This window comes from Sphingobium sp. DEHP117 (genome assembly GCF_030867385.1).
In the GTDB taxonomy this organism is placed as follows: domain Bacteria; phylum Pseudomonadota; class Alphaproteobacteria; order Sphingomonadales; family Sphingomonadaceae; genus Sphingobium.
This window is the reverse complement of sequence record NZ_JAPFBJ010000002.1, coordinates 471,683-495,027: the sequence shown is the minus strand read 5'-3', so window position 1 is coordinate 495,027 and position 23,345 is coordinate 471,683. Positions and strand designations below refer to the sequence as shown.

Sequence of the window (23,345 nt, the reverse complement as noted above, 5' to 3'; positions counted from 1 at the left end):
TGCTAGATTTGAAGGCGCATGATTTCGTTATAGGCGTTCACCACGCGGTCACGCACAGCGACCATGGTATCGAGCGCGGTTTCGGCCGCGCCGATGGCGGTTGCGACGTCAATCAGATCGCCCTTGCCCGCAACCTGACGCATGCTGGCACTTTCCGCCTTGCTCAGCGCATCCCCTACCTGACCCACAGCATTCGCAACCAGATCGCCGAATCCGGAAGAGGCGGGGGTGTCGCTGGCAGGCGGTAGAGCGCCTTTTCCACCGACACCTTCCGCCACGCCCCGCGCCCGGCCATAGGCGGAAAGCGCATCCAGCGCTCCGATCGAGTTTACCATCGCGCCCTCGCTCCTACTTCAGCAGGTCGATAGTGCGCATCGTCAGCGTGCGCGCGGCTTCTATGGCATTGAGGTTTGCCTCATAGCCACGCTGCGCCGCCTTCATGTCTGCCGCTTCGGTGAGCGCATTGACGTTGGGCATCAGCACATAGCCCTTGGCGTCCGCCGCAGGATTGCCGGGCTGATAGACGCGCGGGAAAGCGCGGACATCGCCCTTGATTGCGGTGACGGACACCTCGCGCGCGCCGCTGGCCTTGTCCATTTCCGCGCGGAAGGTGGGGATTCGGCGGCGATAGGGCTGGCCGCCAGGGCTGTTCGCCACCGAGTCGGCATTGGCGAGGTTTTCCGCGATCACCCGCATACGCAGCGATTGCGCACGCAGGCCGCTGGCCGACACCTGAACAGACGTTTCGAGATCCATAAGCCGGTCCTCCTTCGCCCATAATAGGCAAAATTTTCCCGCCCCTGGCCCGACGCGGCAGTTTTTTCCTATCATGGAAGCAGGAGGGATCGTCGCATGTCCGCGTTCAACGATGTCGAGGTGGAGCTGTCGATCGTGCTGGGCGCGACGCGCCTGCCGGTGCGCGAAATCCTTGCCATGAGCCGTGGCGCGATGATCCCGCTCGATTGCACGCAGGACGACCCCAGCCTCGTGCTCGTCAACGGCCACGCGATCGCGCGCGGGCACATATTGGTGGATGAGGATCGCATGTCGCTGGAGATCACGCAGGTAATGAAGCGGAGGCGCTGACAGATGGATGGCGCAGAAATGGTGCGCGCCCTTGCCGCACTCGCGGCGGTGCTGGCCCTGCTGGGCGCGGGCCTGTGGGCGGCGCGGCGCTTTGGCCTCGCAACAAGCGCAGGCCAAGGCCATGCGGCGCGGCTGATGCTGACGGAGCGGATAGCGCTCGATCAGAAGCGCAGCCTTGCGCTGGTGCGCCACGGCGCGGCGGAACATCTGCTGCTGTTGGCTCCGGAGGGAACCCAGCTGATCGGCAAGGGCGATGAGGCGGACGAACGCCCGCTCGTGATCGACCTTGCCGCCTGCCGCATACTAGCCAGCGCCGCGCCGCTGGCCCCCGCTCCCGTCACGCCGCTTTGGCCGCGCCTGAACCCGGCCCGCAGCCGCCCGCCGCGCGGCCCGGTGCACGCCCCGAAGCCTGCGCGCACCGCATGAGCCTCGATCCCGCGCAGTTCGAGATGAGCCGCCATCTGGTGCAGCTCGTCATCGGCCTTACCGTCCTCAGCCTTGCGCCGGGCATTTTGATGACGGTGACGAGCTTTACCCGCATCGTCGTCGCGCTGTCCTTGTTGCGCACCGGGATCGGCGCACCGGGCGTGCCGCCAAACCCTGTGATCATCAGTCTGGCGCTGTTCCTCAGCTTCTTCGTAATGCAGCCGACCTTCGAAAAGGCGTGGGCAGCGGGGATAGCGCCTTATGCCGACGGCAAGCTGGACGAGAAGGCTGCGCTCGACCGTGCCTCGGCTCCGCTGCGGGAGTTCATGCTGAGGCAGGTCCGGCCCGAGGATCTGAAGCTGTTCGTCGACCTCTCGGGCAGACCGGCGCACGAGCGGGCAACGACGCCGATGGGCGCCCTCGTGCCTGCCTTCATGATATCGGAGCTGCGCCGCGCGTTCGAGATCGGCTTCCTGCTGTTGCTGCCGTTTCTCGTCATCGACCTCGCCGTCTCCGCCGTGCTGATGGCGATGGGCATGATGATGCTGCCACCCACGAGCATTGCGCTACCGATGAAGATCATCTTTTTCGTGCTGGTGGATGGATGGTCGCTGGTCGCGGGATCGCTCGTGAAAAGCTTTGGCGTGTAGAAGGGAGCGAACGGGTCGCCCGCTCCCATCTGCTGTTTCCTGCCCGCCTGGCAGGGTGTGGCAGCCTATCTGGTCAGGAGAGCAATGATATCCGCCCCGCCTTTATTGGTGGCGCCCTTGGCGTCTTCGGCCTTGAAGTAAACTGAGCTCCCGCCGAAATAGCCCGACACTTTGCCATCCGCCACCGTTAGGCGAAAATTCTCGGCTATAGGGCTGGTCCTGCCCTTGATCACCCGCGCCTCGCCCTTGTCGAGCACCGTGTATGTATATGTTGTGCCTTCATAGGTGAAGCTCTTGGCTTCGGCCGTTTCGGCCTGCGCCGACGCAGAAACGGAAAGCGCGGCAGCACAGGCCGCCAGGAATAGCATTCGCATAAGTAGTCTCCTCATTTGAATGCCAGACAAACATCCGGTTTTGTTTTCGCCATCATCATTTCGCGGCGCACCAATTCGCGCAAATGCAAACAATGGAAGCGCCGTTGCGTGAGGCGCAATCCTCAGGAATTGCTCTCAAATTCTGAGCATTTTCAAACCGGCTTGGCCCCCGTCACAATGACGCGGCGCACAATTTTTTGGCCATACGCCTCTTCCGCCGCGGTTTTGACCACCGATGCCAAGGTGCGAAGATCCGGCAGGATGTGGTCCGGCCCTGCGGCCATCGGCGTCGACCATGTTCGCAAATTCACAGCATGGAGGAGCAGCGGAAGCTTCTCCGTCGCTTCCGCTTCATCGGCTGCCGGCACCTCAAGCTGCACGTCAAACGTGGCATAGCCGGACAGCTTTCCGTCCCCCGCAACAATCGGCGCCAACAGTGGACCAACCGAGACGAACACCGAAGCTTCTTCGGGCGGCGCGCTTTTAGGCGGAGGCGGCCCCAGGAGCTGTGCCACGCCATAGGCCGCGCCCGCGCCCAGCCCAAGGCCCAGCGCCAACAGCACGAGGAGGGCCAGCAGCTTCTTCATCGCTCAGAACGCGAAACCGCTGTCACCCGGCAGCGCGGATTTGTCGGCGAGCAACACGATGGTGATGCGCCGATTTTCGGGGCGATCGGGCTGATCGGGGTAAACGGGCCGGGTGGCGGCCATCGCCACCACCTGCGTGAAACGATCCGCCGCCACGCCGCTGGCGATCAGCGCGTTACGCGCTGCCAGCGCCCGCGCGCCGGAAAGCTGCCAGTTGGCATCCGAATTGCCGCCCGCACCATCGGTATGCCCTTCGACCGCGACGTTCACCTTGACGTCTTTCATTTTTGCGGCGACCCGCGCCAGCACATTGCGGCCATAGGCGTTGAGGTTGGCGCTGCTGCCCTGAAACATCGATTGCCGGTCTGTATCCGTGAGGCTGACGCGCAGTTCGTCCCGCCCCATGTCGGTCATGAAGCTGGTAGGCGCGGCATGGTCCTGCGGCACGGCGTCAAGCGCGACCTTCAGCTCCTGCGCCAATACACGCAACGCCGCGCTCGGCACATCGGCGCTGCCGCCGCGCGCGACGCCGGGGCTGGCGGCGGTCATCGCCGGAATGCCGCTGGGACTTCGGCTGTCGGATTGGTTACGCTGGGTGTGCCCACCGGTGCCTGGCGTATCGCTCGGGCCGGAAGTAGTACCGGTCGCCTGCGGCGCGCTCGGCGGGCCAGGCGTGAAATATTCGGCCAGGCCTTTCAGCTTTTCCTTGTCCGGGTTCGAAATCAGCCAGAGCAGCATGAAGAACGCCATCATCGCGGTCACGAAGTCGGCGTAGGCCACTTTCCATGCGCCGCCATGATGGCCGCCGCCCACCACCTTCTTGACGCGGCGGATGACGACCGGCGCCTCCTGCTTGTCTGAAGCTGCCATGGCGGGATCAGGTCATCTCGCCGAGCGCATCGCGTAGCCGCTGCTGCATCATATCCAGCCGCACGAGCGCGAGCGCGTCTGACGAGCACATGCCTTCCGAGAGCCTGTCGAGCATGACCGCGCTTTCATCCGCCTGCTGGGCGAGCGCATCGAACAGCTGCAGGCTGTCCAGATGCAGGGCGGCGAAGGAGGCGTCGACGCACAGCCGCGCCGCCAGCTGTTCGAGATGATGCCGCATTTCGCGCCACTCGTTCGCCATGGCAGTGCAGAGCGGGTAGACGGAAGGGTGAAAGGCCATGTGTCACCGTTGAGGCTGGAGGGAAAAGGCTGGCAATCGATCAGGCGAACAGCTCGACATCGCTGGACGCCGAGGGCGGGCGATATGGCGCAATGGGGCGCAGAGGTGGCGCCTGCGCAACCAGGGCGCAGGAGGCGATCCCATCCCATGCGCGAAATTCCACCTTACGCGCCTGGGTGCCGCCGACATTCGTCTGGGTAACGGGAATGCCCTCGGTCTTCAGGAAGCGAAGTGCAAACTCGGCATTCCTGGTGCCGATCGGCCCGAACGCCGCCTGAATATTGCCGCCGCCGAACACCTGCGCCGAGAGGCGGAGCCGCGATGCGCCCTTTTGCATCATCGCGTTGATCAGTAGCTCCATCGCGTGCAGGCCGTAGCGGGCCATGTCTGCCGCGGCGACCGTCTGCCCGCGCCCCGGCTCACCGAGCAGGAAGTGGTTCATGCCGCCGATGTGCGCAATCGGATCATGCAGGCACACGGCGATGCATGATCCGAGCAGCGTTGCGATGACCGTGTCCGGCTCGCTCACCACCGCGCTCTCCCCCTGGATGATCGCAATGCGCTTCGAGGGGGGCTTCATCAGCTCAGCTCCCCGAAGACCCGCTCGATCTTCTCCTTGAGCGCGGCAGGCGCAAAGGGCTTTACGACATAGTTGTTGACCCCGAGCTCTGCCGCCTTCTGCACCACCGATTTTTCCGAGCTGCCGGTCAGCATGATGAACACGGTTTTGCCGATGACAGGATCGGCGCGCACGGCCTTCAGAAACTCCAGCCCGTCCATATCGGGCATGTTGTAGTCCGAGATGATGAGGTGAACCCGGTCGTTCTGCACGGCAGGCAAGGCCTCCAGTGCCGACGGTTTGTCGCGAACATCGCGAAAGCCGAGATCCTGAAGCGTGCGGCGGATCATCGCGCGCATGCTCGTCTGGTCATCAACCACCATCACCTTGATTGCGGATGCGGCAGGCATGTCAGTGTACCCCCATAGGTTCACGGCAGGCACGTAACAGCGCCTTGGGCAGCGTATCGAGGCTCACCTCGCGGGTCACAGCGCCGAGCAGCTTCGCCGCGCGCGGCATGCCGTAGATGACGCAGCTGTTCTCATCCTGGCCCAGGGTCAGCGCGCCGGCCTTGCGCATGGCGTGCAGGCCTTGCGCGCCATCCTTGCCCATGCCGGTCATGATGACGCCGATTGCCTTCTTCCCCAGCGGTGCGCAGCTCTTGAACAAAACGTCCGCACTCGGGCGATGACCAGAAACGGGGGCTGTGGGCCGCAGGCGCAGATGGCCCTGCCGCCCGCCAGAGAGCTCCATATGAGCTTCGGAGCCGGGGGCGATATAGACGGTACCGGCCTGCAACCTTTCCCCGTCTCGCGCTTCTGTCACCCGCATCGGACAGGAGCGATCGAGCCGGGCGGCAAAGCCCTTGGTGAACATGCCGGGCATATGCTGCACCACCAAAGTGGGCGGAATATCGGGCGGCAGGGCGGAGAGCAGCGCGAACAGCGCTTCCACCCCACCAGTGGATGCACCGATGGCGATCACCAGCTCCGGGTCGCACCCGCCCGACGGCACAGCTCCGCGCGGCACAGCATGGCTGATCGGCCGCATGGTAGAGCGCGCGGCCGCCTTCACGGTTTCGCGCAACAGCTTGGCCTCGCGCATCAGCGCCTCGGGGCCGCCCGCTGGCTTGCCGATGCACTCGACTGCGCCCAGCCGCATCGCCTCAATCGTCGTCTCTGTACCCTTGGCGGTAAGCGACGAGCACATCACCACCGGCATGGGGCGCAGGCGCATGATCTTCTCAAGGAAGGTGATGCCGTCTATTCCCGGCATTTCGACATCGAGCAGCAGCACGTCCGGGTTCAAATCTTTCAGCAGGCGTCGCGCGATCTCGGCATCCGCCGCCGCGCCGACCACGTCGATGCGCGGGTCAGACTGAAGAATCTTCTTGAGGATAGCGCGCATGGATGCGCTATCATCCACGATCAGCACGCGCGTGCGTTCTCCAACGGGAATATTCTCTCTCACCGCACGGTCTCCGGCTTGCGATACATGGTGTGGCCGCAGGGGATCATGAAATCCTTGGCCTTGCTCACCAGCCGCTCGCTATGGCCGATGTAGAGCGCGCCGCCTGGCACGAGCTGGTTGACGAGGCGCATCTCGAGTTCCGCCTTCGCCTCCTCGTTGAAATAGATCATGACGTTGCGGCAGAAGATCGCCTCGAACGGGTGGCGCCAGGGCCAGCGTTCGAACAGGTTGAGCTGAGACGCGGTGACGAGGTTGCGCGCCTCGGGCGCGATGGCGAAGCCGTCGCGCGTCTCCTTCGTCCACAGCTTGCGCCAGGGCTGGGGAACCTGCTCCAGATGCCCCTTGGGATATTCCGCGTTGCGCACAGCCTTCACCATCTCGTCCGAAATGTCTGTGGCGAAGAGCTGGACGCCGGCGGTGCGCGCCCACTGAGCCTCGCGCAGATCCTGCCCCAGCAGGGTCATGGCGATCGTATAGACCTCTTCGCCAGACGAACTCGCGGCGGACCAGATACGCAACGGCTCCCGCGCGTTGCGGCCGCGCCAGATCGGCATCATCTCGTTCCTCAGATGGTTGAAATGATGAACCTCACGGAAGAAATGTGTGTGATTTGTGGTGAGTAGCTCGATCATCTGGCGCCGTTCGCCGATGTCACGTCGCACGAGCGCGATGTAGTCGGAAAAGCTCTTCAGCCCCTGCTCGCGCAGCCGGCGCGACAGGCGCGAGCGCACCAGCGTCGCCTTTTGCGGGGCGAGCGTGATCCGCGACTCCTGATGCAGCATCGCCGCGATCTCGCGGAACTCGGCATCGGTGAGTGCCGCCCCGCCCCATAGGTCACGATCGAGAGGGGTAAGCTGGTTCATGCGGCGGCGTCCAGATGGCGGGTGAGGCTCAAGGCCGGCACGTCGATCAGCAGCACCATGGCGTTATTGCCCGATCGGCCGGTTTCGTTCTCGTCACTCCCCCTGTCTACCACGCGCACAAGGCCCGCGATCATGCTGGTGTCCGCGCCGTCCAGAGCGGGGGGTGGCTGAATTTCCGCCATGTTCACGGTCACGATGTCGTTCATCTCGTCGACCAGAAAGCCCGCCTGCTTGCCGTCGAGATTGACGACGAGGATGCACGAGCGCGCATGCGTCTCGCTCGGCGGCCAGCCCAGCCGCTCGGACAGGCCGACCACCGGAACGACATTGCCGCGCAAATTCGTCACGCCGCGCACATAATGCGGCACGCCGGGCAGGGGTGTCGGTTCCTCCCACTCGCGGATTTCGAGCAGCGCTGTCATCGCGATGCCGAACATGTGGCCGCACAGGGTGAAGGTGACGATCTTCATGTCCTGCGCTGCGGGCGCCTCGGCTTCGGTCAACTCGGTCATGCTGCCATTCCTTTCAGGGTAAAACGCGCGCCCGAAGAATTGGCGGCCGAAACGAGCGCATCGATGTCGAGAATGAGAGCGATCGAGCCATCGCCAAGGATGGTGGCGCCCGAAAGCCCGGTGATCGGGTAGAGGTTTTGGTCGAGGCTCTTCACCACCAGCTCGCGCCGGTCGTCTATCGTGTCCACCATCAGGCCTATGCAGCCCGCCATGTCACTTTCCGCGATGATGACGAGGCTCTCCTCCGGGCTGCGCCGTTCGTGACCATATAGGCCGAAGATGTCGCTTACCCGCCGCACCGGCACATAACTGCCGCGCAGGTCGATGACCTCCGATGTGGGCGAAAGCGCCTTCACCTGACCCGGATCGGGGCGGATCGATTCCACCACATGGGCGAGCGGCACGACATAGCGCTGGCCATCGATACGCACGATCATGCCATCGAGGATCGCGAGCGTAAGCGGCAGCACCATCGTGAAGCTCGTGCCCTGGCCGGGCGTGGAGCTGATCTCGATGCGCCCGCCCAAGGCCTCGACGTTGGTGCGCACAACATCCATGCCGACGCCACGGCCGGATATGTTGGAAATGGTCTCCGCCGTGGAAAAGCCGGGCGCGCAGATGAGATTGTCGATGTCTTCATCGGTCAATGGCGTGTCGGCTGCGACGATGCCCTTCTCGATTGCCTTGTTGCGCACCCGCTCACGGTCGATGCCGCGCCCGTCGTCCGCCACGCGGATGACAATGCGCGCGCCCTTCTGCTCGGCGGAGAGGCGCACGGTACCGACCGGGTCCTTGCCCGCCGCAATCCGCTCCTCCGCGCTTTCGAGACCGTGGTCTATGGCGTTGCGGATCATATGGGTCAGCGGCTCGCCGATCTTCTCGATGACGCTCTTGTCGACTTCGGTGCCCTCGCCCTGCACCTCCAGATTCACCTGTTTGGCGGTAGCGGCGCACAGCTCACGCACGATGCGCGGCACGCGGCTGAACGCCTGCCGGATCGGCTGGGCGCGCAGCGACATGACATTATCCTGAATCTCGCGCGTGAGGCGCGCCAGTTGCGGCAGCTCGACCCGCTCTTGATCCTCCGCCGCAAGACGATCATTGAGAATCGAATTGCGGATCACCAGCTCACCCACCAGGTTGAGCAGCATGTCGAGCCGGGTCACATCGATACGGATGGTCTGGGAAGCGGCATCGAGCACCTTGGCATCGCCCGGCGGTGTTGCGGGTGGTGGCGAGGGGGGCACGATCAACAGCACCGGCGGTGCGGAAACTGGCGGTGTATCCTCCTCGTCCGTCCCGGACAGGTCGGCGGCGGTTACCGCTTCTGCCTCTGATGCAACAATCGGCTCCGGCTCGTTTGCGGTGGCAATGGTTGCGCCCTCCCGGCGATATTCGATGAAGCTATCGGGCGCTACAAAATCGAAGCATTCGTCCAGCTCCTGCTGTTCGACCGATCCATCGAGCAGCAATTCCCAGCGAATATAGCCTTGCTCCGGTTCCAGCTCTCGCAGGGGCGGCAGCTTGACGAGGTCCGCATGGGTCACACGAGCGCCCATGCGCTCCAGCTCGCGTATCACCAGCAGCGGCTCGGCCCCGTTCGCCATGGCGGCGCGCGAGGGCGCGAAGGCGATGCGCCAGGGGTGATCATCGCTGTTTGCCTCTGGCGCTAGGACTTCGGGCGCATCGAAATCCTCCAAATCCAACGCCACGGCGACGGGCACGAAACCCGTTTCGTCTGGCTCTGCTGGCTGCGAGGAAGGCTCCGGTGTTGCTGGAGAAGGCGTCGGGGCGGCCACCGGCGCCTCTCCCGCCAGCAGCGCGTTCAGCCCGGCGAGCGCGACTCCATCCTGCGGCACATCCGCCCGTCCCATTGCGGCAGATACATGGTCAGACAGCGTATCGAACGCGCTGAGCAATTGCTGGCCGATCTCCGCCGTCGCCGCGATGTCTCCGGCGCGCACCCGATCCAGCACATTCTCGAACGCATGGGCGAAAGTGAGCAGCGCATTGTGCCCAAACGCCCCTGCTCCGCCCTTGATCGAATGGACCGCGCGAAACACGCCCGCGATTACCTCGGCCGAGATGTCACCATTGGCGAAGGCGGTCAGCCCTGCCTCGGCAGTGCCCAGACCCTCGACGCACTCCTCGAAGAAGATCGCCTGAATCTCGTCCAGTTCCTTGTCCTCGCTCATGGGCATACCCGGCGGATCGCCGCTCCCAGTTTCTCCGCGTCAAAGGGCTTGGTGATCCAGCCCGTGGCCCCTGCATTGCGGGCGCGGGATTTCTTCTCGTCAGAAAACTCGGTGGAGAGCACGAGGATAGGCGTGCCGCGAAATTCGGGCAGTGCCCGCACCGCCTCGATCAGCTCGAACCCATCCATGTGCGGCATGTTGATATCTGTGATGAGGAGATCGGGATCGAGCTCCTTCATCCGCTCCAGGCCCTTGCACCCGTCTTCGGCCCCCTCGATGGCATAGCCCTGGGCGGTGAGTGACACCTTGAGGAGCATGCGCATGCTGGCGCTGTCGTCCACGGTCAGAATGAGCTTGCTCATTGCACTTCTTCCCCTTTGCCGGTGAGGCCCAGCGTTTCGGCCAGCCCCAATGCCTCGATCCGCTTGACGAGCGGCTCCTGCGCGTTCTCGATCTCGAACGGGATGGTCATGCGATCCGCCTCCAGTTTCGCCGCGATCAGCAGTTGCAGCGCGGCCTGACCGATGCTGATGGTCTCGGATGCGTCGATCAGGATCGCGGCCTCATGATCGGCGGCGAGCACAAGCCCGGCGCGCAGATCCTCCGCCATGAGCGTGGTCACATTGGGCGGCAGGCGCAGGCGGCCATCAGCCTCCAGCCCATCCATTGGGCCATCAAGCAGCTTGTGGGGTGAGTCCATTTTTCGCCTCGTCTAGTGCGGTTTCGAGTTGCTGGAATGTCGGGGCCATGGCTGACGGCGTCATGCGCCGCGCGATCTCGACGGCGACCTGTACAGGCAGGCTCTGGGCGTATCCGACGATCGCGGTCTTGGCCAAAATGTAGGGCTTGGAGTCCGCCTCGATGGTCTGGTTGAGCTTGGAGGCGAGCGGGCCAACGACGCAGTAGCTGAGCAACACACCCATGAAGGTGCCCACCAGCGCGCCGCCGATCATGCTGCCCAGTATCTCCACCGGCTGGTCGATAGACCCCATGGTCTTGATGACGCCCAGGACCGCCGCAACGATGCCGATCGCGGGCAGGCCGTCCGCCATGGTCTGCAATGCGTGCTGCGGCTCAGCTTCCTCGTGATGATGGCGGTCAATATCCGCCTCCATCGCCTCAGCCATCTGGTTTGGATCCTCAAAGTTGACCGTCATCATGCGCAGATAGTCGCAGATGAACTCCACCAGATGGTGGTCGGCGACGATGCCGGGAAAGCGCGAGAACAGGCTGCTCTCATGCGGGTTGTCGAGGTGCGGCTCCAGCGCGGTGGCGCCATCCTTGCGAAACAGCGTCAGCAGCTGGAACAGCAGGGTGAGAAGGTCAAGATAATCGCTTTCCTTCCAGCGCGATCCCTTGAAGCTGCGCGCCAGACCCTTGCCGGCCAGCTTCACCGTATGCATGTCGTTGGAGACGATGAACGCGCCGACTGCCGCGCCCCCGATCGCCATCATTTCATGTGGCAGGGCATGCAGGATGATGTCCATCTTGCCGCCCGCCATCACGAAGCTGCCGAACACGCAGACAAGAATGATGATGAAGCCTACGCCGTTCAGCATGACAAGGTTCGTCCCTCACGAGTAAGACACTGCTTATCGGGAATTATAGGACGGGCAGGCGCGGGCCGGGCGGCACCTCACCAGAATGTTTACCATGTTGCCGGAATTGGCCCCGCCCTTCGCGCGCGTCGATAGCGCACGCTATAATAAGGGTGGAACGCGCACACGGGCGCGCCAGGAGACGATATGGGCCTATCCGCCTATCAACGCGCGCGCAGTTTTTCGGAAGCACCGCGCAGCGCAGAGCATCGCCTGCTGGGGCAGGTGACGGGCGCGCTGATCGAGGCGGAGCGCGCCGCCTTGAAGGGTGCGGCGCTCGTGGACGTGATCCACTGGAACCGCGAGATCTGGGCTACCTTCGGGGCGACCTGCGCCGATGGCGGCAACCGCCTACCCGCACCATTGCGCGCGAGCATCATCTCGCTGTCTCTATGGGTAGACAGGCACAGCAGCGAGATCATCGCCGGACGCGCCGCCTTGTCTGACCTTATTGAGGTCAACCGCCTGATCATGGAGGGGCTGGCCTCGGGTTGAACCGGCCCTGCCTATCGTTCCTTCAACCGGGGCATCAGCTCCACGAAGTTGCAGGGCCTGAACCGGCTGTCGAGCTGGGTAATGAGAATGCCGTCCCACCCGTCCTTCACCGCGCCGGGGCTACCCGGCAAAGCGAAGATATAAGTGCCGCTGGCGACGCAGGCGCACGCGCGGGACTGGATGGTCGAGCTGCCGATCTTCTGGAAACTGATCAGGCGAAACAGCTCGCCGAACCCGGGAATATCCTTGTCCGCCACCTTTGCAAGCGCCTCGGGCGTGACATCCCGCCCGGTGACGCCGGTTCCGCCTGTGGTGATGATACAATCGACCTGCGGGTCCTCGATCCACTCCTGCAATCGCTCGACGATGCGCTCGACATCGTCGGTTTCGATCACGCGGGCGGCAAGTTCATGCCCGGCGTCGTGGATGCGCTCGACCAGCGCATCACCTGATAGATCATCGTGCAGCCCGCGCGTGTCGGATATCGTCATCAGCGCGATACGCACCGGCAGGAACACAGCATTCTCGTCGATCGGCATGATCAGCGATTGATCCGGTAGCTAAGCTCGACCGGCTTACCGTTCTTGAGGGTGGGGAAAGCGGGCCAGCGCCCTTGCGCCATCGCGGTGAGCGCGTCTGCCTTGCCGGTCTCGCGCAGGTCGTACATCCAGTAGTTGCGCATCACGATGTTTACGTACGCGCGGGTCTCGTAATAAGGCAGCGACTCCATGAACAACAGCGGATCGCCATTGTCGCGCACCTGGCTGTTCCACCGCTCGACCGGAGCCGGTCCGGCATTGTACGCCGCCATCACCTTGGGCAGCAGTCCACCCGTCGCCTTCATATCGCGCAGCTGCTCAAGATAGCGCTGGCCATATTCCATGTTGACGGCAGGATTGGAAAGCCGGGCCGCGCTGACGGCATCGCCCGCCACCAGCCGCGCCGTGCCGGGCATCACCTGCATCAGGCCGCGCGCGCCCGCCGGGCTGACGGCATCGGTACGGAAACCGGATTCCTGGAGCGCGTGGGCGAACACCAGCGCAGGGTGAATGCGCCATCCGCCTTCCGGCGCCCAGCTTGGCCGTGGAAAGCGTCCGAAACTGCCCCCATTGTGCCCCGCCGGGCCATGCTGTGCCAGCCAGATCTGGGTGGCAGGCAGATCGAGCGTATCCGTCAGCGCGAGTAGCGAATCATAATCGCGTACGGTGCCGAGCGCCGCCTGATGGCGCAGCAGGGCATCCGCAAACTCGTTTTCCCCGATCTCGTGCAGCGAGAGCGCGGCACGGACGGCGGGCTTGTCCATGATCGCGGTCGAGCGCATGGGGTTGATGGCGGCCTGCGGCGCCTCCAGCCCCAGCGTCTCGCGCGCGAGCATGCCATAGAAGGTGTCGGACCGCTCGGCGGCGCGCCTTAGGAGCGCGCTCACCTTGGCGGGCTGGCCGGCGTTCATCCATGCACGGGCAGCCCAATAATGCCCTGCCGCGCGCATATCGTCATTCTTGGCCATGGCGCCGACGCGCTCGAAAGCGGCTGCCGCCGTGCGCGGATCATTGGCGCGCCAGTTGGAGAGGCCAATGGTCCAGTGCGCCTGCACCGCCCAGTCTCCGGTGGAGCCGGTCTCCAGCGCCCGCGCCGCGAGGCGCAGGGCGTTACTGTCGTCGTTGCCGATATAATAAGCCCAGGCGAGCCGCTGCCGCGCTTCGGCGAGGCCGTCCACGGTCAGCGTGGTTTCGATCTCCGGCGTGATCAGCGCTTCGCCCGCACCGGGAGTATCCGCCTTGATATAGGGCTGGATCTGGGCGACCAGCGCCTGCGCCGCCGCGTCCTGCTTGACGGTGGGCGTATATTGCCGCTTGGGTGCCGCGCCGAGCCACATCAGTTTCTGCACCTGCGGCCCGTCCGGTAGGATATCCGCACCGCGCTTCTTCGCCATACGCGCAAGCTGGTTCGATTCGGGCAACCAATTGGCTGTATTGATCAGGGCCAGCAGGTCGAACAACTCGGCGCGGGGGGAATTTTTGGCGGTATATAACTCGGCCAACGCAACCGCGCGCACCGGATCGTCCTTGTCCAGCGAGGCGATGCGCGTCTTCGCTTCGGCCCAGTTGCCGGCACGCAGCGCGGCGAACACAGCGCGATAGGTGTCTTGCTGGGAAAGGGGCGCGACCGCGTTCTGGGCATCTGCAGCACCGACCGGCGCGACAAGCGTGGGCTCCGCACGCGCAACTCCGGCCTGCGCCACCAGCGCAGCCGCCATTAAAGCCACAAATGATGCTCTCACTGTCCCCAACCTTTGACCAGTTCCCGCAACAGCCGCCACGCTTCCGCCTTTGCCATCGGCTGCCCCTGCATAAGCCGGGGATGCGCAATCGCGACCGCGGGAACCATGCCGCCCGAATGGTTAACAAAAAGTAAATTTCCGCTTGTATCAAGACCGCCGGTCGGACGGAGAGCACGGTTCGCCTGATCGCCGATGAGCATTAGCGATTTGGGCGCGACCAGACCGATGTGGTGACGCATGCGTGCGACAAGGCTTTCCACTACAGCGCCGTCAATCATCCCGCCAGGCGGGGTGACCAGGCTGAGGGTCGCAAAATAGCAGTCAGTCGGCTCGAGTCCCACGGCGCGGAGCAGGCGCGCCAACAGGCTCATCCCTGCCCCTTCCAACGGCGCGCCATGCTTCGTCGCAAGTGCGTCTGGCGCGTGGACCAGGATCATCAGGCTCGGAGCAGGCGGCCCTGCCGGCATGATGCGCGGGCCGGGCCATGAGCCTTCAGGCAGGGTTTGCGCTTGAGCCAGATAGGCGTGAAAATCATCTAGCCTATCGGGAAAACCCGTATCGCCGGGCAATACGCGTGTCTGAGCAGCGCGCGGCGATGGCTGCTTCGGCGTCAACCAGTTGACCGGCTGATCCGTGATGGCGCTCTCCACACCCGCCAGCGCCCACCACGCCAGCGTGCTTTCAATCTGCGCCTTGAGAGGTGTAGCCCGCGCACCCATATATTGTTCTACCCGCATAAGCGCATAGGCGCATGGCTTGACGAATGCGTCAAGAAGGGTCATCGCCGCTCAGTGCTGAACTGTTGGAACGGTGCGCCGGTCGGACCCAAGACGATCGAGCGCGCAGCCCACTGGAGACGGAAATGAGCGAACGCGAATCCATGCCTTATGATGTCGTTATTGTCGGCGGCGGCCCGGCGGGCCTTTCCGCGGCGATTCGGCTGAAGCAGCTGGCGAACGATGCTGGCAAGGAAATCTCGGTCTGCATCCTCGAAAAAGGCTCCGAAATCGGAGCGCACATTCTTTCCGGCGCGGTGATCGATCCGCGCGCGCTCGACGAGTTGCTGCCGGAATGGCGCGAGTCTGGCTGTCCGCTCGCTGATGTGCCGGTGACGGATAACCAGCACTGGTTCATCACAAAGAGCGGCAAATTTGCCATGCCGCACATTTTCACCCCTAAATTCATGCACAATGAAGGCACCTATACGGGCTCGCTCGGCAATCTGTGCCGCTGGCTCGCGGAGCAGGCGGAAGGGCTGGGTGTCGAAATTTTCCCCGGCTTCCCGGCAGCCGAGGTGCTTTACAACGAGGATGGCTCGGTCAAGGGTGTGGCCACAGGTGACATGGGTGTTGACCGCGAGGGCCACCACAAGGCTGATTATCAGCCGGGCATGGAGCTGCACGGGCGTTACACCCTGTTTGCAGAAGGCGCGCGCGGGCACCTGACCAAGCAGCTGAAGGCAAAGTTCGACCTCGAAGCGGATTGCGAGCCGCAGGTCTATGGCCTCGGCATGAAAGAGCTGTGGGACATCGACCCCGCCAAGCATAAGCCCGGCCTCGTCATCCACACCCAGGGCTGGCCGTTGACCGATGCCTATGGCGGAGGCTTCCTCTATCATCAGGCGAACGGTCAGGTGGCTTTGGGCTTCGTCGTCGGCCTTTCGTATCGCAACCCCCATCTCTACCCGTTTGAGGAATTCCAGCGGTGGAAGCAGCATCCGGAAATCCGCAAATTTCTCGAAGGCGGCAAGCGCGTCTCCTATGGCGCGCGCGCGATCAACGAGGGCGGCTGGCAGTCCGTGCCCAAGCTCGAATTCCCCGGTGGTGCGCTGATCGGCTGCTCGGCGGGCTTCGTCAACGTGCCGCGCATCAAGGGGACGCACACGGCGATGAAGTCCGGCATGCTGGCCGCCGAGAGCGTGTTCGATGCCGTGGTGGCGGATCGCGCGGGCGACGAGCTCGGCACTTATGAGAGCACGTTGCGCTCAAGCTGGATTGCCGACGAGCTGCAACTGGTGAAGAACGCCGAACCCGCCATTTCGAAGTTCGGCGGCACTCTCGGCACGTTGCTGGCGGGCATCGACATGTGGATGCGGACGCTGAAAATAGGCCTGCCGATCACGATGAAGCACAAGCCCGACCACACCAAGCTGTGGCGCAAGGAGCATTGCCCGAAGATCGACTATCCCAAGCCCGACGGCGTTATCAGCTTTGATCGGCTGTCCTCGGTGTTCCTCTCGAACACCAATCATGAGGAAGAGCAGCCCTGCCATTTGCAGCTCAAGGACCCTTCGATCCCGATCAGCTACAATCTGCCCCTCTATGATGAACCGGCGCAGCGTTACTGCCCGGCGGGAGTCTATGAAGTGGTGGGGCTGGACGAGGGCAATCCGCGCTTCCAGATCAACGCGCAGAACTGCGTCCACTGCAAGACCTGTGACATCAAGGACCCGACCCAGAACATCAACTGGGTGACGCCGGAGGGCGGCGGCGGTCCCAATTACCCGAACATGTGAGGATTGATGTGCCGCACAGGCAGACGCTGATATCAACCGCGCTGGCTTTGGCGGTGTCGGCCGGAATCGGCACTGCCTCCGCCGCGAGCCTCGAGCAGCAGCGGCTGGGCGCCTATGTTCAGGCGCGGGTCGCCGAGGGCGATGGCGCGATGCAGCAGGCCGCGCAAGCCTATGCGCAGGCGCTGAGCCTCGATCCCGCCAGCCCCGATGTTGCGAGCCGCGCCTATCGCCAGGCGGTGCTGGCAGGCGACAAGACGCTCGCGCTGAAGGCCGCGCGGACGCTCGATGACGCGGGCATGCTCCCCCCCGATGGCACCGTGCTGTTGCTCGCCGAGGCAATGGAGCGGGGGAAATGGAAGGAAGCACGCGCACTCGTGAGCCGCATCGAGCGCGAGGGCAATTTTGCTTTCATCGTGCCGTTCATGCAGAGCTGGGTCTCGATGAAGGACGGGCCCTATGACCCGCCGGTGGTGCCGGTCGACAAGCCCTATGCCGTGTTCGCCGTGCGCTATACCGAAGAGCAGCTGCTGCTTCAGCGGCTTGCGCTGGGCGATGCGCCCGGCGCGGCCGATACTTATACGCAGGCGCGGGCGCGCGGCACCGCATTCGGCCCGGCACAGCGCGAAGCAATGGCGGCCCGCTTTGCGGCACTGGGGAGATCCGATCTTGCCACGGACCTGCGCGCCGATGCTGTGCCAGCGGAGGGGCGCTGCGCCACCACACCCCAGGCCTTCACCCCGCAGTCCGGGCTGGCGCGCCTGCTCGCCCGGCTCGCGCTCGATCTCCTCGGTCAGGGCGATGCGCGAGCCACTCTGAGCCTGGCCAGGCTGGCGAGCTTTGCTGATCCGGCTGACGACGACGCCCGGTTACTTGTCGCGCGTGCTGCGATGATCGGAGACATGCACCAGAGCGCCCTCGCCGTACTGGCGGGCGTGGAGCCGTGCGCCCCGGCCCGGTTCGAGGCGGAGACACTGCGCCTGCGCGCCATGGTGGCGGAAGGCAACGACACCCAGGCGGTGGCGCTGGCGCGTGAGCAGGCGCGCACCGGGGATGCGCGAGCGCTACGTCTGCTGGCGGACGTTCTGGTGCAGACGGGAGACAATGCGGGCGCGGTCGACGCCTATTCTCGTGCGCGTGCGCAGATGACAGACAAGGACGATCCGGCCCTGCTCCTGCAACTTGCGGCAGCACTCGAACAGTCCGGCAAATGGCAGGAGGCGAAGCCGCTGCTGGAAAAGGTCGTGGAACGCGCGCCTGACAGTGCTGCGGCGCTCAATTATCTCGGCTATGCGATGGCGGACCGCGGCGAAGAGCTGCCCCGCGCAATCGCCCTGCTCGAACGCGCCAACCGCATCGCCCCCAAGGAACCGGCTTTCATCGACAGCCTGGGCTGGGCGCTGTTCAAGGCCGGGCAGGGGGACAGGGCGCTGCCCCTCATCGAGAATGCCGTCGCCACCGCGCCGGGCAATGCCGAGATCAACGAGCATCTGGGCGATATACTGTGGGCGGCCGGGCGGCGTTTCGAAGCGCGAGCGGCCTGGCGGGCGGCGCTCGTGGGTCTGAGCGACGACGCCGATGCCAAAGTGCGCGCGCGTGTCAGCCGCAAGATCGATGTCGGGCCGGAGGCCGCTCCACCCGCACCATGACGCCGATTACGGAAACCGCATACGCCAAGATCAACCTTGCGCTCCATGTGCGGGCGCGGCTGCCTGACGGGTATCACGAGATCGAAACGTTGTTCGCCTTTTGCGCGGATGGCGATGGGATCGCGATTGAAGCGGCGGAGGATCTGACCCTCGCCACGAGCGGGCCATTTTCCGGGGGGCTGCCGACCGACGACGACAATCTGGTGCTGCGCGCAGCCAAGGCGATGCAGGCGCATTTCGGGGTGCGTGCGGGGGCGCGTATCAGCCTCGACAAGCGCCTGCCGATCGCGGCGGGGCTGGGTGGCGGGTCGGCCGACGCTGCCGCCGTGGCGCGCGGCCTCAACCGGTTGTGGGTGCTGGATGCCACCGAAGATCAACTATGCACCGCCATCGGCCCGCTGGGCGCGGATATGGCGGCTTGCGTCGCTTCCCGCGCCATGCTGGGAACAGGCGTCGGCGATGTCCTCTCGCCCCCGCCTGCGGACATGCCTGTGGCGGGAACGCCTATCCTCCTCGTCAACCCGTTGACGCCCTGCCCCACCGGTCCGGTCTATCAGGGGTGGGACTGTGCCGATCGCGGATCGCTCGCCATCGCCCGTGCTGGTTGGCGCAACGATCTGACGCCGGGCGCGGTGGCGCTGGTCCCCGAAATCGGCCTGGCGCTTTATCTGCTGGACGAGATCGGCACGGCGCATTTCGTGCGTATGTCCGGCTCTGGCGCGACCTGCTTCGCGCTTTTCGACAGCGCTGCGATGCGGGATGCTGCGCGTGACGAAATCGCCGCACAGCAGCCGGGCTGGTGGACCTGCGCGAGTGTGCTGCGATGAGCGAGGCGCACCGCATCCTGACGCATGGCAAAGCGCCGGTGCTGATCGTCTCCGATCACGCCAGCAATCATGTACCAGACGACATCGATCTCGGCATCGCGCCGGAGCTGCTCGACCAGCATATCGCGCTCGACATTGGCGCTGGGGAAGTTGCGGCGCTGCTGGCGGGGAGCTTGGGATGCACGGCGATCCTCGGTGGCATTTCCCGCCTTGTCATAGACCTCAACCGCGAAGAGGATGCGCCAGGCCTGCTTGTTACGGCGAGCGACGGCCATGCGATTCCCGGCAACCGCAGCGCGAGCATCGAGCAGCGCATCAACCGCTTCCATCGCCCTTATCATCGGGAGGTCGAGCGGCTGCTAGCATCCATCGACCGGCCGTTCATTCTCTCGGTCCATAGCTTCACCCCGCGCTTGGCGGCCGACCCGGAGCAACAACGTCCTTGGGAAATCGGCGTGCTCTACAACGACGATGACCGCGCGGCACGCATTGCCGTTCCGCTGCTGGAAAGCGCGGGGCTGATCGTGGGTGATCAGCTGCCCTACTCCGGGCGCCAGCTGAACTACACGATGAACCGCCATGCCGAAGGGAACGGCATACCTTATCTCGGTGTCGAGCTGCGGCAGGACATATCGGCTACGGCGGCAGGGCAGGCGCGCTATGCGGACATTCTCGCGCCGATTGTGGAGCAATGCCGGGTTCAATTAGCGTAAGCAGGCGAGCGCCCGATCGGACCGATTTTTCGCTTCGGTTGCGCCCCCTTTTGCGTTAGGCCGCGCAACACCATATAGTATGCCACACCGGAGTTGAGCCTCATGCCTGCCTATCGTTCCCGCACTACCACCCATGGCCGCAACATGGCCGGGGCGCGCGGGCTGTGGCGCGCGACCGGCATGAAGGACAGCGACTTCGGCAAGCCGATCATTGCGGTGGTCAACAGCTTCACCCAGTTCGTGCCGGGGCATGTGCACCTGAAAGACCTTGGCCAGATGGTCGCGCGCGAAATCGAGGCGGCGGGAGGCGTCGCCAAGGAGTTCAACACGATTGCGGTCGATGACGGGATCGCGATGGGGCATGACGGCATGCTCTATTCGCTCCCCAGCCGTGATCTGATTGCCGACAGCGTCGAATATATGGTCAACGCCCACTGTGCCGACGCGATGGTGTGCATCTCCAACTGCGACAAGATCACGCCCGGCATGCTGATGGCGGCGCTGCGCATCAACATCCCAGTGGTGTTCGTTTCGGGCGGGCCGATGGAAGCGGGCAAGGTGATCCTCAAGGGCAAGGAGGTCGCGCTCGATCTCGTCGACGCGATGGTCGCAGCCGCGGACGACAAATATTCCGACGAGGAGGTGCAGACGATCGAACGTTCCGCCTGCCCGACCTGCGGTTCCTGCTCCGGCATGTTTACGGCCAACTCGATGAACTGCCTGACCGAGGCGCTGGGTCTGTCGCTGCCCGGCAATGGCTCGATGCTGGCAACGCACGCCGACCGGGGCGAGCTGTTCCGCGAGGCGGGGCGTCTGATAGTCGATCTTTGTAACCGCTGGTACGTGGAGGATGACGCGAGCGCGCTACCGCGCAGCATTGCCAGCTTTGGCGCGTTCGAGAATGCGATGAGCCTCGACATCGCGATGGGCGGATCGACCAACACGGTGCTTCACCTCCTCGCGGCGGCATATGAGGCCGGGGTCGACTTCACCATGACCGACATCGACCGGCTCTCGCGCCAGGTGCCCTGCCTCTCGAAGGTCGCGCCCGCCAAGCAGGACGTGCACATGGAAGACGTCCACCGCGCGGGTGGTATCATGGCGATCCTCGGCGAGCTCGATCGGGCTGGCCTTCTGCATACTGATCTCCCCACGGTGCACAGCCGCACGCTGGGCGATGCGCTCAACCAGTGGGACATCAAGCGGACCAATAGCGCCAAGGTGCAGGAGTTCTTTATGGCGGCGCCGGGCGGCGTGCCGACGCAGACGGCGTTCAGCCAATCGCGCCGCTGGGACGAGCTGGACCTCGATCGCGCCACCGGGGTCATCCGCTCGGCCGACCATGCGTTCAGCAAGGACGGCGGCCTCGCTGTGCTATCCGGCAACATCGCGCTGGATGGCTGCATCGTGAAGACGGCGGGCGTGGACGAGAGCATCCTCACCTTCTCCGGCCCCGCCAAGGTCTACGAAAGCCAGGACGCCGCCGTCACCGCGATCCTGACCGGCCAGGTCGTGGCCGGTGACGTGGTGGTGATCCGCTATGAGGGGCCGCGCGGCGGGCCGGGCATGCAGGAAATGCTCTATCCCACCAGCTATCTGAAATCCAAGGGGCTGGGCGCGGCCTGTGCGCTCATCACCGACGGGCGCTTTTCGGGCGGCACGTCGGGCCTCTCGATCGGCCATGTTTCGCCCGAGGCGGCGGAGGGCGGCGCGATCGGGCTGGTCGAGACCGGCGACCGGATCGAGATCGACATTCCTGGCCGCAGGATCAGCCTCGCCATCAGCGACGAGGAGCTGGCCGCGCGTCGTGCCGCGATGGAGGCCAGAGGCGACGCGGCATGGCAGCCCGCCAAAGAGCGCCCGCGAAAGGTTTCGCCTGCACTGCAGGCCTATGCCGCGATGACGACCAGCGCAGCGCGCGGCGCTGTGCGCGATGTGAGCCAGATTCGCGGGAAGCGCGGAGGCGCATGAGCTTGCACGCTCAGCCCATTCTCACCGCAGCCGAGATGCGGGCGGCGGAGGCGGCGGTGATCGCGGGTGGGGTGCCCGAATATGACCTGATGCTCCGCGCGGGCAAGGCGGCGGCGGAGGTGATCTGGCGGGTGGGGGCCAGGCGCGAGACGCTGGTGCTGTGCGGGCCGGGCAATAATGGCGGCGACGGCTATGTGATCGCGAAGGCGCTGCGCGACTATGGCGTGCCGGTGACGGTGGCGGCGCTGGCGGATCCGGTGACGGAGAGTGCGAAACAGGCGCGGGCGGAATGGGGAGGCCCAGTCGAGGGCTTTTTCCACGTGGAAACGCATTTCGCGCAGGTGGTGGATGCGCTGTTCGGCACGGGGTTGACCCGGGGGCTGGAGGGCAAGGCGGCGGCGCGGCTGGTGCAGCTGGTCGAGGCATCCGAACGCAGCTATGCTATTGATATTCCAAGCGGAATATCCACAGACGACGGCATGCCGCTCTCCGCCGTTCCGCATTTCGACCTGTGCATCGCATTGGGCCAATGGAAGCGCGCGCATGTGCTGCGCCCGGCGACCGGCCATTGGACGCGCAAGCTCCTGTGCGACATCGGCATCCCCGCGCCCAACACATCATTGGTCCGGCTGGAGCGCCCGCGTCTCTCTCCCCCCGCCGACGACGCGCACAAATATACGCGCGGGCTGGTGGCGGCGGTGGCGGGCGAGATGCCCGGCGCATCCGCGCTGGCGGCCGAAGCGGCGGCGCGCGGCGGGGCGGGCTATATCCGCCTGATCGGCGTGCAGTCCGTCAACCGCACCAGCCACGCGATCGTGCGCGCATCAATGAAGAACGAGGAGGCATTGAGCGACCCGCGCATCCGCGCGCTGCTGATCGGCCCTGGGCTGGGGCGCGGCGAGGCTGGGGCGGAGCGGCTGGGCCAGGCGCTGGTGCACAGCCACCCGGTCGTGCTCGATGCCGACGCCTTGTGGCATCTGGCGGAGGGCGCGATGGCGGCCCTGCCCGAAAACGCGATTTTGACGCCGCATACCGGCGAATTCGCGCAGCTTTTCGCCAATGTGAGCGGGCTCGACATCTCCGGCACCGTGATCGAGCTGGCGCAATCGGCAGCGCAAAGCTGTGGCGCTGTCGTGGTGCTGAAAGGCCCGACGACCGTGATCGCCGCGCCCGATGGCCGCGCCATGGTGGCGGATGCCGCGACGAGCTGGCTCTCGACCGCTGGCACCGGCGATGTGCTCGCGGGGCTGTGCGCCGCGCGGCTGGCGGTGACGGGCGACCCGTTCCGCGCGGCTTGCGAGGCGGTGTGGCTGCATGGCGAGGCGGCGCGGCTCGCCGGCCCCGCCTTCCTCGCCGACGACCTGCTGCCCCACATCCCCGCCGCCATCGCCGCCTGCCTGTAAACGCGA

The 23,345-nt window shown here is 64.9% G+C and carries 28 protein-coding genes; 10 read left to right on the top strand and 18 right to left on the bottom strand.

Annotation, left to right across the window (positions count from 1 at the left end; genetic code table 11):
• Window positions 1-2: 2 nt before the first annotated feature.
• Together OOT33_RS09505 and flgC are read right to left on the bottom strand one after the other, a co-directional pair.
• Entirely contained in the window at window positions 3-335 is a 333-nt protein-coding gene (locus OOT33_RS09505) for a flagellar hook-basal body complex protein FliE (protein WP_307749789.1), read from the bottom strand.
• Window positions 336-348: 13 nt separating this feature from the next.
• Window positions 349-756, bottom strand: coding sequence for a flagellar basal body rod protein FlgC (gene flgC / locus OOT33_RS09500; RefSeq protein WP_307749788.1), 408 nt, complete (start codon window positions 754-756; stop codon window positions 349-351).
• A gap of 96 nt (window positions 757-852) precedes the next feature.
• On the opposite strand from flgC, the gene OOT33_RS09495 reads away from it, so the two are divergent.
• From OOT33_RS09495 to fliP, 3 genes are read left to right on the top strand one after another with little or no spacing between them, the layout of a single operon-like run.
• Window positions 853-1,086 (top strand): FliM/FliN family flagellar motor switch protein, encoded by a 234-nt coding sequence (locus OOT33_RS09495; protein ID WP_307749787.1) that lies wholly within the window; start codon window positions 853-855, stop codon window positions 1,084-1,086.
• A 3-nt stretch (window positions 1,087-1,089) separates the two neighbouring features.
• On the top strand, window positions 1,090-1,512 hold the full coding sequence (locus OOT33_RS09490; RefSeq protein ID WP_307749786.1) for a flagellar biosynthetic protein FliO: 423 nt from the start codon (window positions 1,090-1,092) through the stop codon (window positions 1,510-1,512).
• Complete coding sequence (fliP, locus tag OOT33_RS09485; protein WP_307749785.1) at window positions 1,509-2,162, top strand: flagellar type III secretion system pore protein FliP; 654 nt, start codon at window positions 1,509-1,511, stop codon at window positions 2,160-2,162. The genes OOT33_RS09490 and fliP overlap by 4 nt, the downstream gene beginning before the upstream one ends.
• 65 nt (window positions 2,163-2,227) lie before the next feature.
• Here the strand turns inward: fliP and OOT33_RS09480 are convergent, their stop codons facing one another.
• From OOT33_RS09480 to motA, 13 genes are all read right to left on the bottom strand, one after another.
• Window positions 2,228-2,536: a hypothetical protein gene (locus tag OOT33_RS09480; protein ID WP_307749784.1), complete on the bottom strand. Its 309-nt coding sequence runs from the start codon at window positions 2,534-2,536 to the stop codon at window positions 2,228-2,230.
• Window positions 2,537-2,688: 152 nt separating this feature from the next.
• Window positions 2,689-3,123, bottom strand: a complete 435-nt coding sequence (locus OOT33_RS09475; RefSeq protein ID WP_307749783.1) for a hypothetical protein — start codon at window positions 3,121-3,123, stop codon at window positions 2,689-2,691.
• Between the two features lie 3 nt (window positions 3,124-3,126).
• Entirely contained in the window at window positions 3,127-3,993 is an 867-nt protein-coding gene (locus OOT33_RS09470; protein WP_307749782.1) for a flagellar motor protein MotB, read from the bottom strand.
• Between the two features lie 7 nt (window positions 3,994-4,000).
• Window positions 4,001-4,291, bottom strand: coding sequence for a hypothetical protein (locus OOT33_RS09465; protein ID WP_307749781.1), 291 nt, complete (start codon window positions 4,289-4,291; stop codon window positions 4,001-4,003).
• Between the two features lie 40 nt (window positions 4,292-4,331).
• Window positions 4,332-4,871 (bottom strand): chemotaxis protein CheD, encoded by a 540-nt coding sequence (locus OOT33_RS09460; RefSeq protein WP_307749780.1) that lies wholly within the window; start codon window positions 4,869-4,871, stop codon window positions 4,332-4,334.
• Window positions 4,871-5,260: a response regulator gene (locus tag OOT33_RS09455; protein ID WP_307749779.1), complete on the bottom strand. Its 390-nt coding sequence runs from the start codon at window positions 5,258-5,260 to the stop codon at window positions 4,871-4,873. Before OOT33_RS09455 ends, OOT33_RS09460 begins: the two co-directional genes overlap by 1 nt.
• Window position 5,261: 1 nt before the next feature.
• Entirely contained in the window at window positions 5,262-6,320 is a 1,059-nt protein-coding gene (locus tag OOT33_RS09450; protein ID WP_307749778.1) for a chemotaxis-specific protein-glutamate methyltransferase CheB, read from the bottom strand.
• Window positions 6,317-7,183: a CheR family methyltransferase gene (locus OOT33_RS09445; RefSeq protein ID WP_307749777.1), complete on the bottom strand. Its 867-nt coding sequence runs from the start codon at window positions 7,181-7,183 to the stop codon at window positions 6,317-6,319. The genes OOT33_RS09450 and OOT33_RS09445 overlap by 4 nt, the downstream gene beginning before the upstream one ends.
• Window positions 7,180-7,695 carry a chemotaxis protein CheW gene (locus OOT33_RS09440; protein ID WP_307749776.1) on the bottom strand — a complete coding sequence of 172 codons (516 nt, stop codon included), beginning with the start codon at window positions 7,693-7,695 and terminating at the stop codon, window positions 7,180-7,182. Before OOT33_RS09440 ends, OOT33_RS09445 begins: the two co-directional genes overlap by 4 nt.
• Window positions 7,692-9,896, bottom strand: a complete 2,205-nt coding sequence (locus tag OOT33_RS09435; protein WP_373690541.1) for a chemotaxis protein CheA — start codon at window positions 9,894-9,896, stop codon at window positions 7,692-7,694. Before OOT33_RS09435 ends, OOT33_RS09440 begins: the two co-directional genes overlap by 4 nt.
• Entirely contained in the window at window positions 9,887-10,252 is a 366-nt protein-coding gene (locus OOT33_RS09430; RefSeq protein WP_307749774.1) for a response regulator, read from the bottom strand. The genes OOT33_RS09435 and OOT33_RS09430 overlap by 10 nt, the downstream gene beginning before the upstream one ends.
• Entirely contained in the window at window positions 10,249-10,590 is a 342-nt protein-coding gene (locus tag OOT33_RS09425; RefSeq protein ID WP_307749773.1) for a hypothetical protein, read from the bottom strand. Before OOT33_RS09425 ends, OOT33_RS09430 begins: the two co-directional genes overlap by 4 nt.
• Window positions 10,565-11,449 (bottom strand): flagellar motor stator protein MotA, encoded by an 885-nt coding sequence (gene motA / locus OOT33_RS09420; RefSeq protein ID WP_307749772.1) that lies wholly within the window; start codon window positions 11,447-11,449, stop codon window positions 10,565-10,567. The genes OOT33_RS09425 and motA overlap by 26 nt, the downstream gene beginning before the upstream one ends.
• Before the next feature lie 186 nt (window positions 11,450-11,635).
• Here motA and flaF point away from each other — a divergent pair, with 186 nt between their 5' ends.
• Window positions 11,636-11,983, top strand: coding sequence for a flagellar biosynthesis regulator FlaF (gene flaF / locus OOT33_RS09415; RefSeq protein WP_307749771.1), 348 nt, complete (start codon window positions 11,636-11,638; stop codon window positions 11,981-11,983).
• A gap of 11 nt (window positions 11,984-11,994) precedes the next feature.
• Here the strand turns inward: flaF and moaB are convergent, their stop codons facing one another.
• Genes moaB through OOT33_RS09400 form a run of 3 tightly spaced genes read right to left on the bottom strand, consistent with a single transcriptional unit; the run spans window position 11,995 to window position 15,046 of the window.
• Window positions 11,995-12,522, bottom strand: coding sequence for a molybdenum cofactor biosynthesis protein B (moaB, locus tag OOT33_RS09410; protein ID WP_307749770.1), 528 nt, complete (start codon window positions 12,520-12,522; stop codon window positions 11,995-11,997).
• A gap of 2 nt (window positions 12,523-12,524) precedes the next feature.
• Complete coding sequence (locus OOT33_RS09405) at window positions 12,525-14,240, bottom strand: transglycosylase SLT domain-containing protein (RefSeq protein ID WP_307750349.1); 1,716 nt, start codon at window positions 14,238-14,240, stop codon at window positions 12,525-12,527.
• Between the two features lie 20 nt (window positions 14,241-14,260).
• Window positions 14,261-15,046, bottom strand: a complete 786-nt coding sequence (locus OOT33_RS09400; RefSeq protein ID WP_307749768.1) for a uracil-DNA glycosylase family protein — start codon at window positions 15,044-15,046, stop codon at window positions 14,261-14,263.
• Between the two features lie 80 nt (window positions 15,047-15,126).
• On the opposite strand from OOT33_RS09400, the gene OOT33_RS09395 reads away from it, so the two are divergent.
• The 6 genes from OOT33_RS09395 (at window position 15,127) to OOT33_RS09370 (ending at window position 23,339) form a co-directional block, all read left to right on the top strand.
• A complete protein-coding gene (locus OOT33_RS09395) occupies window positions 15,127-16,779 on the top strand; it encodes a 4Fe-4S dicluster domain-containing protein (RefSeq protein ID WP_307749767.1) in 1,653 nt (550 codons plus the stop codon).
• An 8-nt stretch (window positions 16,780-16,787) separates the two neighbouring features.
• A complete protein-coding gene (locus OOT33_RS09390; RefSeq protein ID WP_307749766.1) occupies window positions 16,788-18,425 on the top strand; it encodes a tetratricopeptide repeat protein in 1,638 nt (545 codons plus the stop codon).
• Window positions 18,422-19,252, top strand: a complete 831-nt coding sequence (locus OOT33_RS09385) for a 4-(cytidine 5'-diphospho)-2-C-methyl-D-erythritol kinase (protein ID WP_307749765.1) — start codon at window positions 18,422-18,424, stop codon at window positions 19,250-19,252. Before OOT33_RS09390 ends, OOT33_RS09385 begins: the two co-directional genes overlap by 4 nt.
• The gene (locus tag OOT33_RS09380) at window positions 19,249-19,965 is read left to right on the top strand and encodes an N-formylglutamate amidohydrolase (RefSeq protein ID WP_307749764.1); all 717 of its coding nucleotides are present in this window, start codon (window positions 19,249-19,251) and stop codon (window positions 19,963-19,965) included. The genes OOT33_RS09385 and OOT33_RS09380 overlap by 4 nt, the downstream gene beginning before the upstream one ends.
• Before the next feature lie 102 nt (window positions 19,966-20,067).
• Window positions 20,068-21,936: a dihydroxy-acid dehydratase gene (gene ilvD, locus OOT33_RS09375; RefSeq protein WP_307749763.1), complete on the top strand. Its 1,869-nt coding sequence runs from the start codon at window positions 20,068-20,070 to the stop codon at window positions 21,934-21,936.
• Window positions 21,933-23,339, top strand: a complete 1,407-nt coding sequence (locus OOT33_RS09370) for an NAD(P)H-hydrate dehydratase (RefSeq protein WP_307749761.1) — start codon at window positions 21,933-21,935, stop codon at window positions 23,337-23,339. The genes ilvD and OOT33_RS09370 overlap by 4 nt, the downstream gene beginning before the upstream one ends.
• Window positions 23,340-23,345 lie beyond the last annotated feature (6 nt).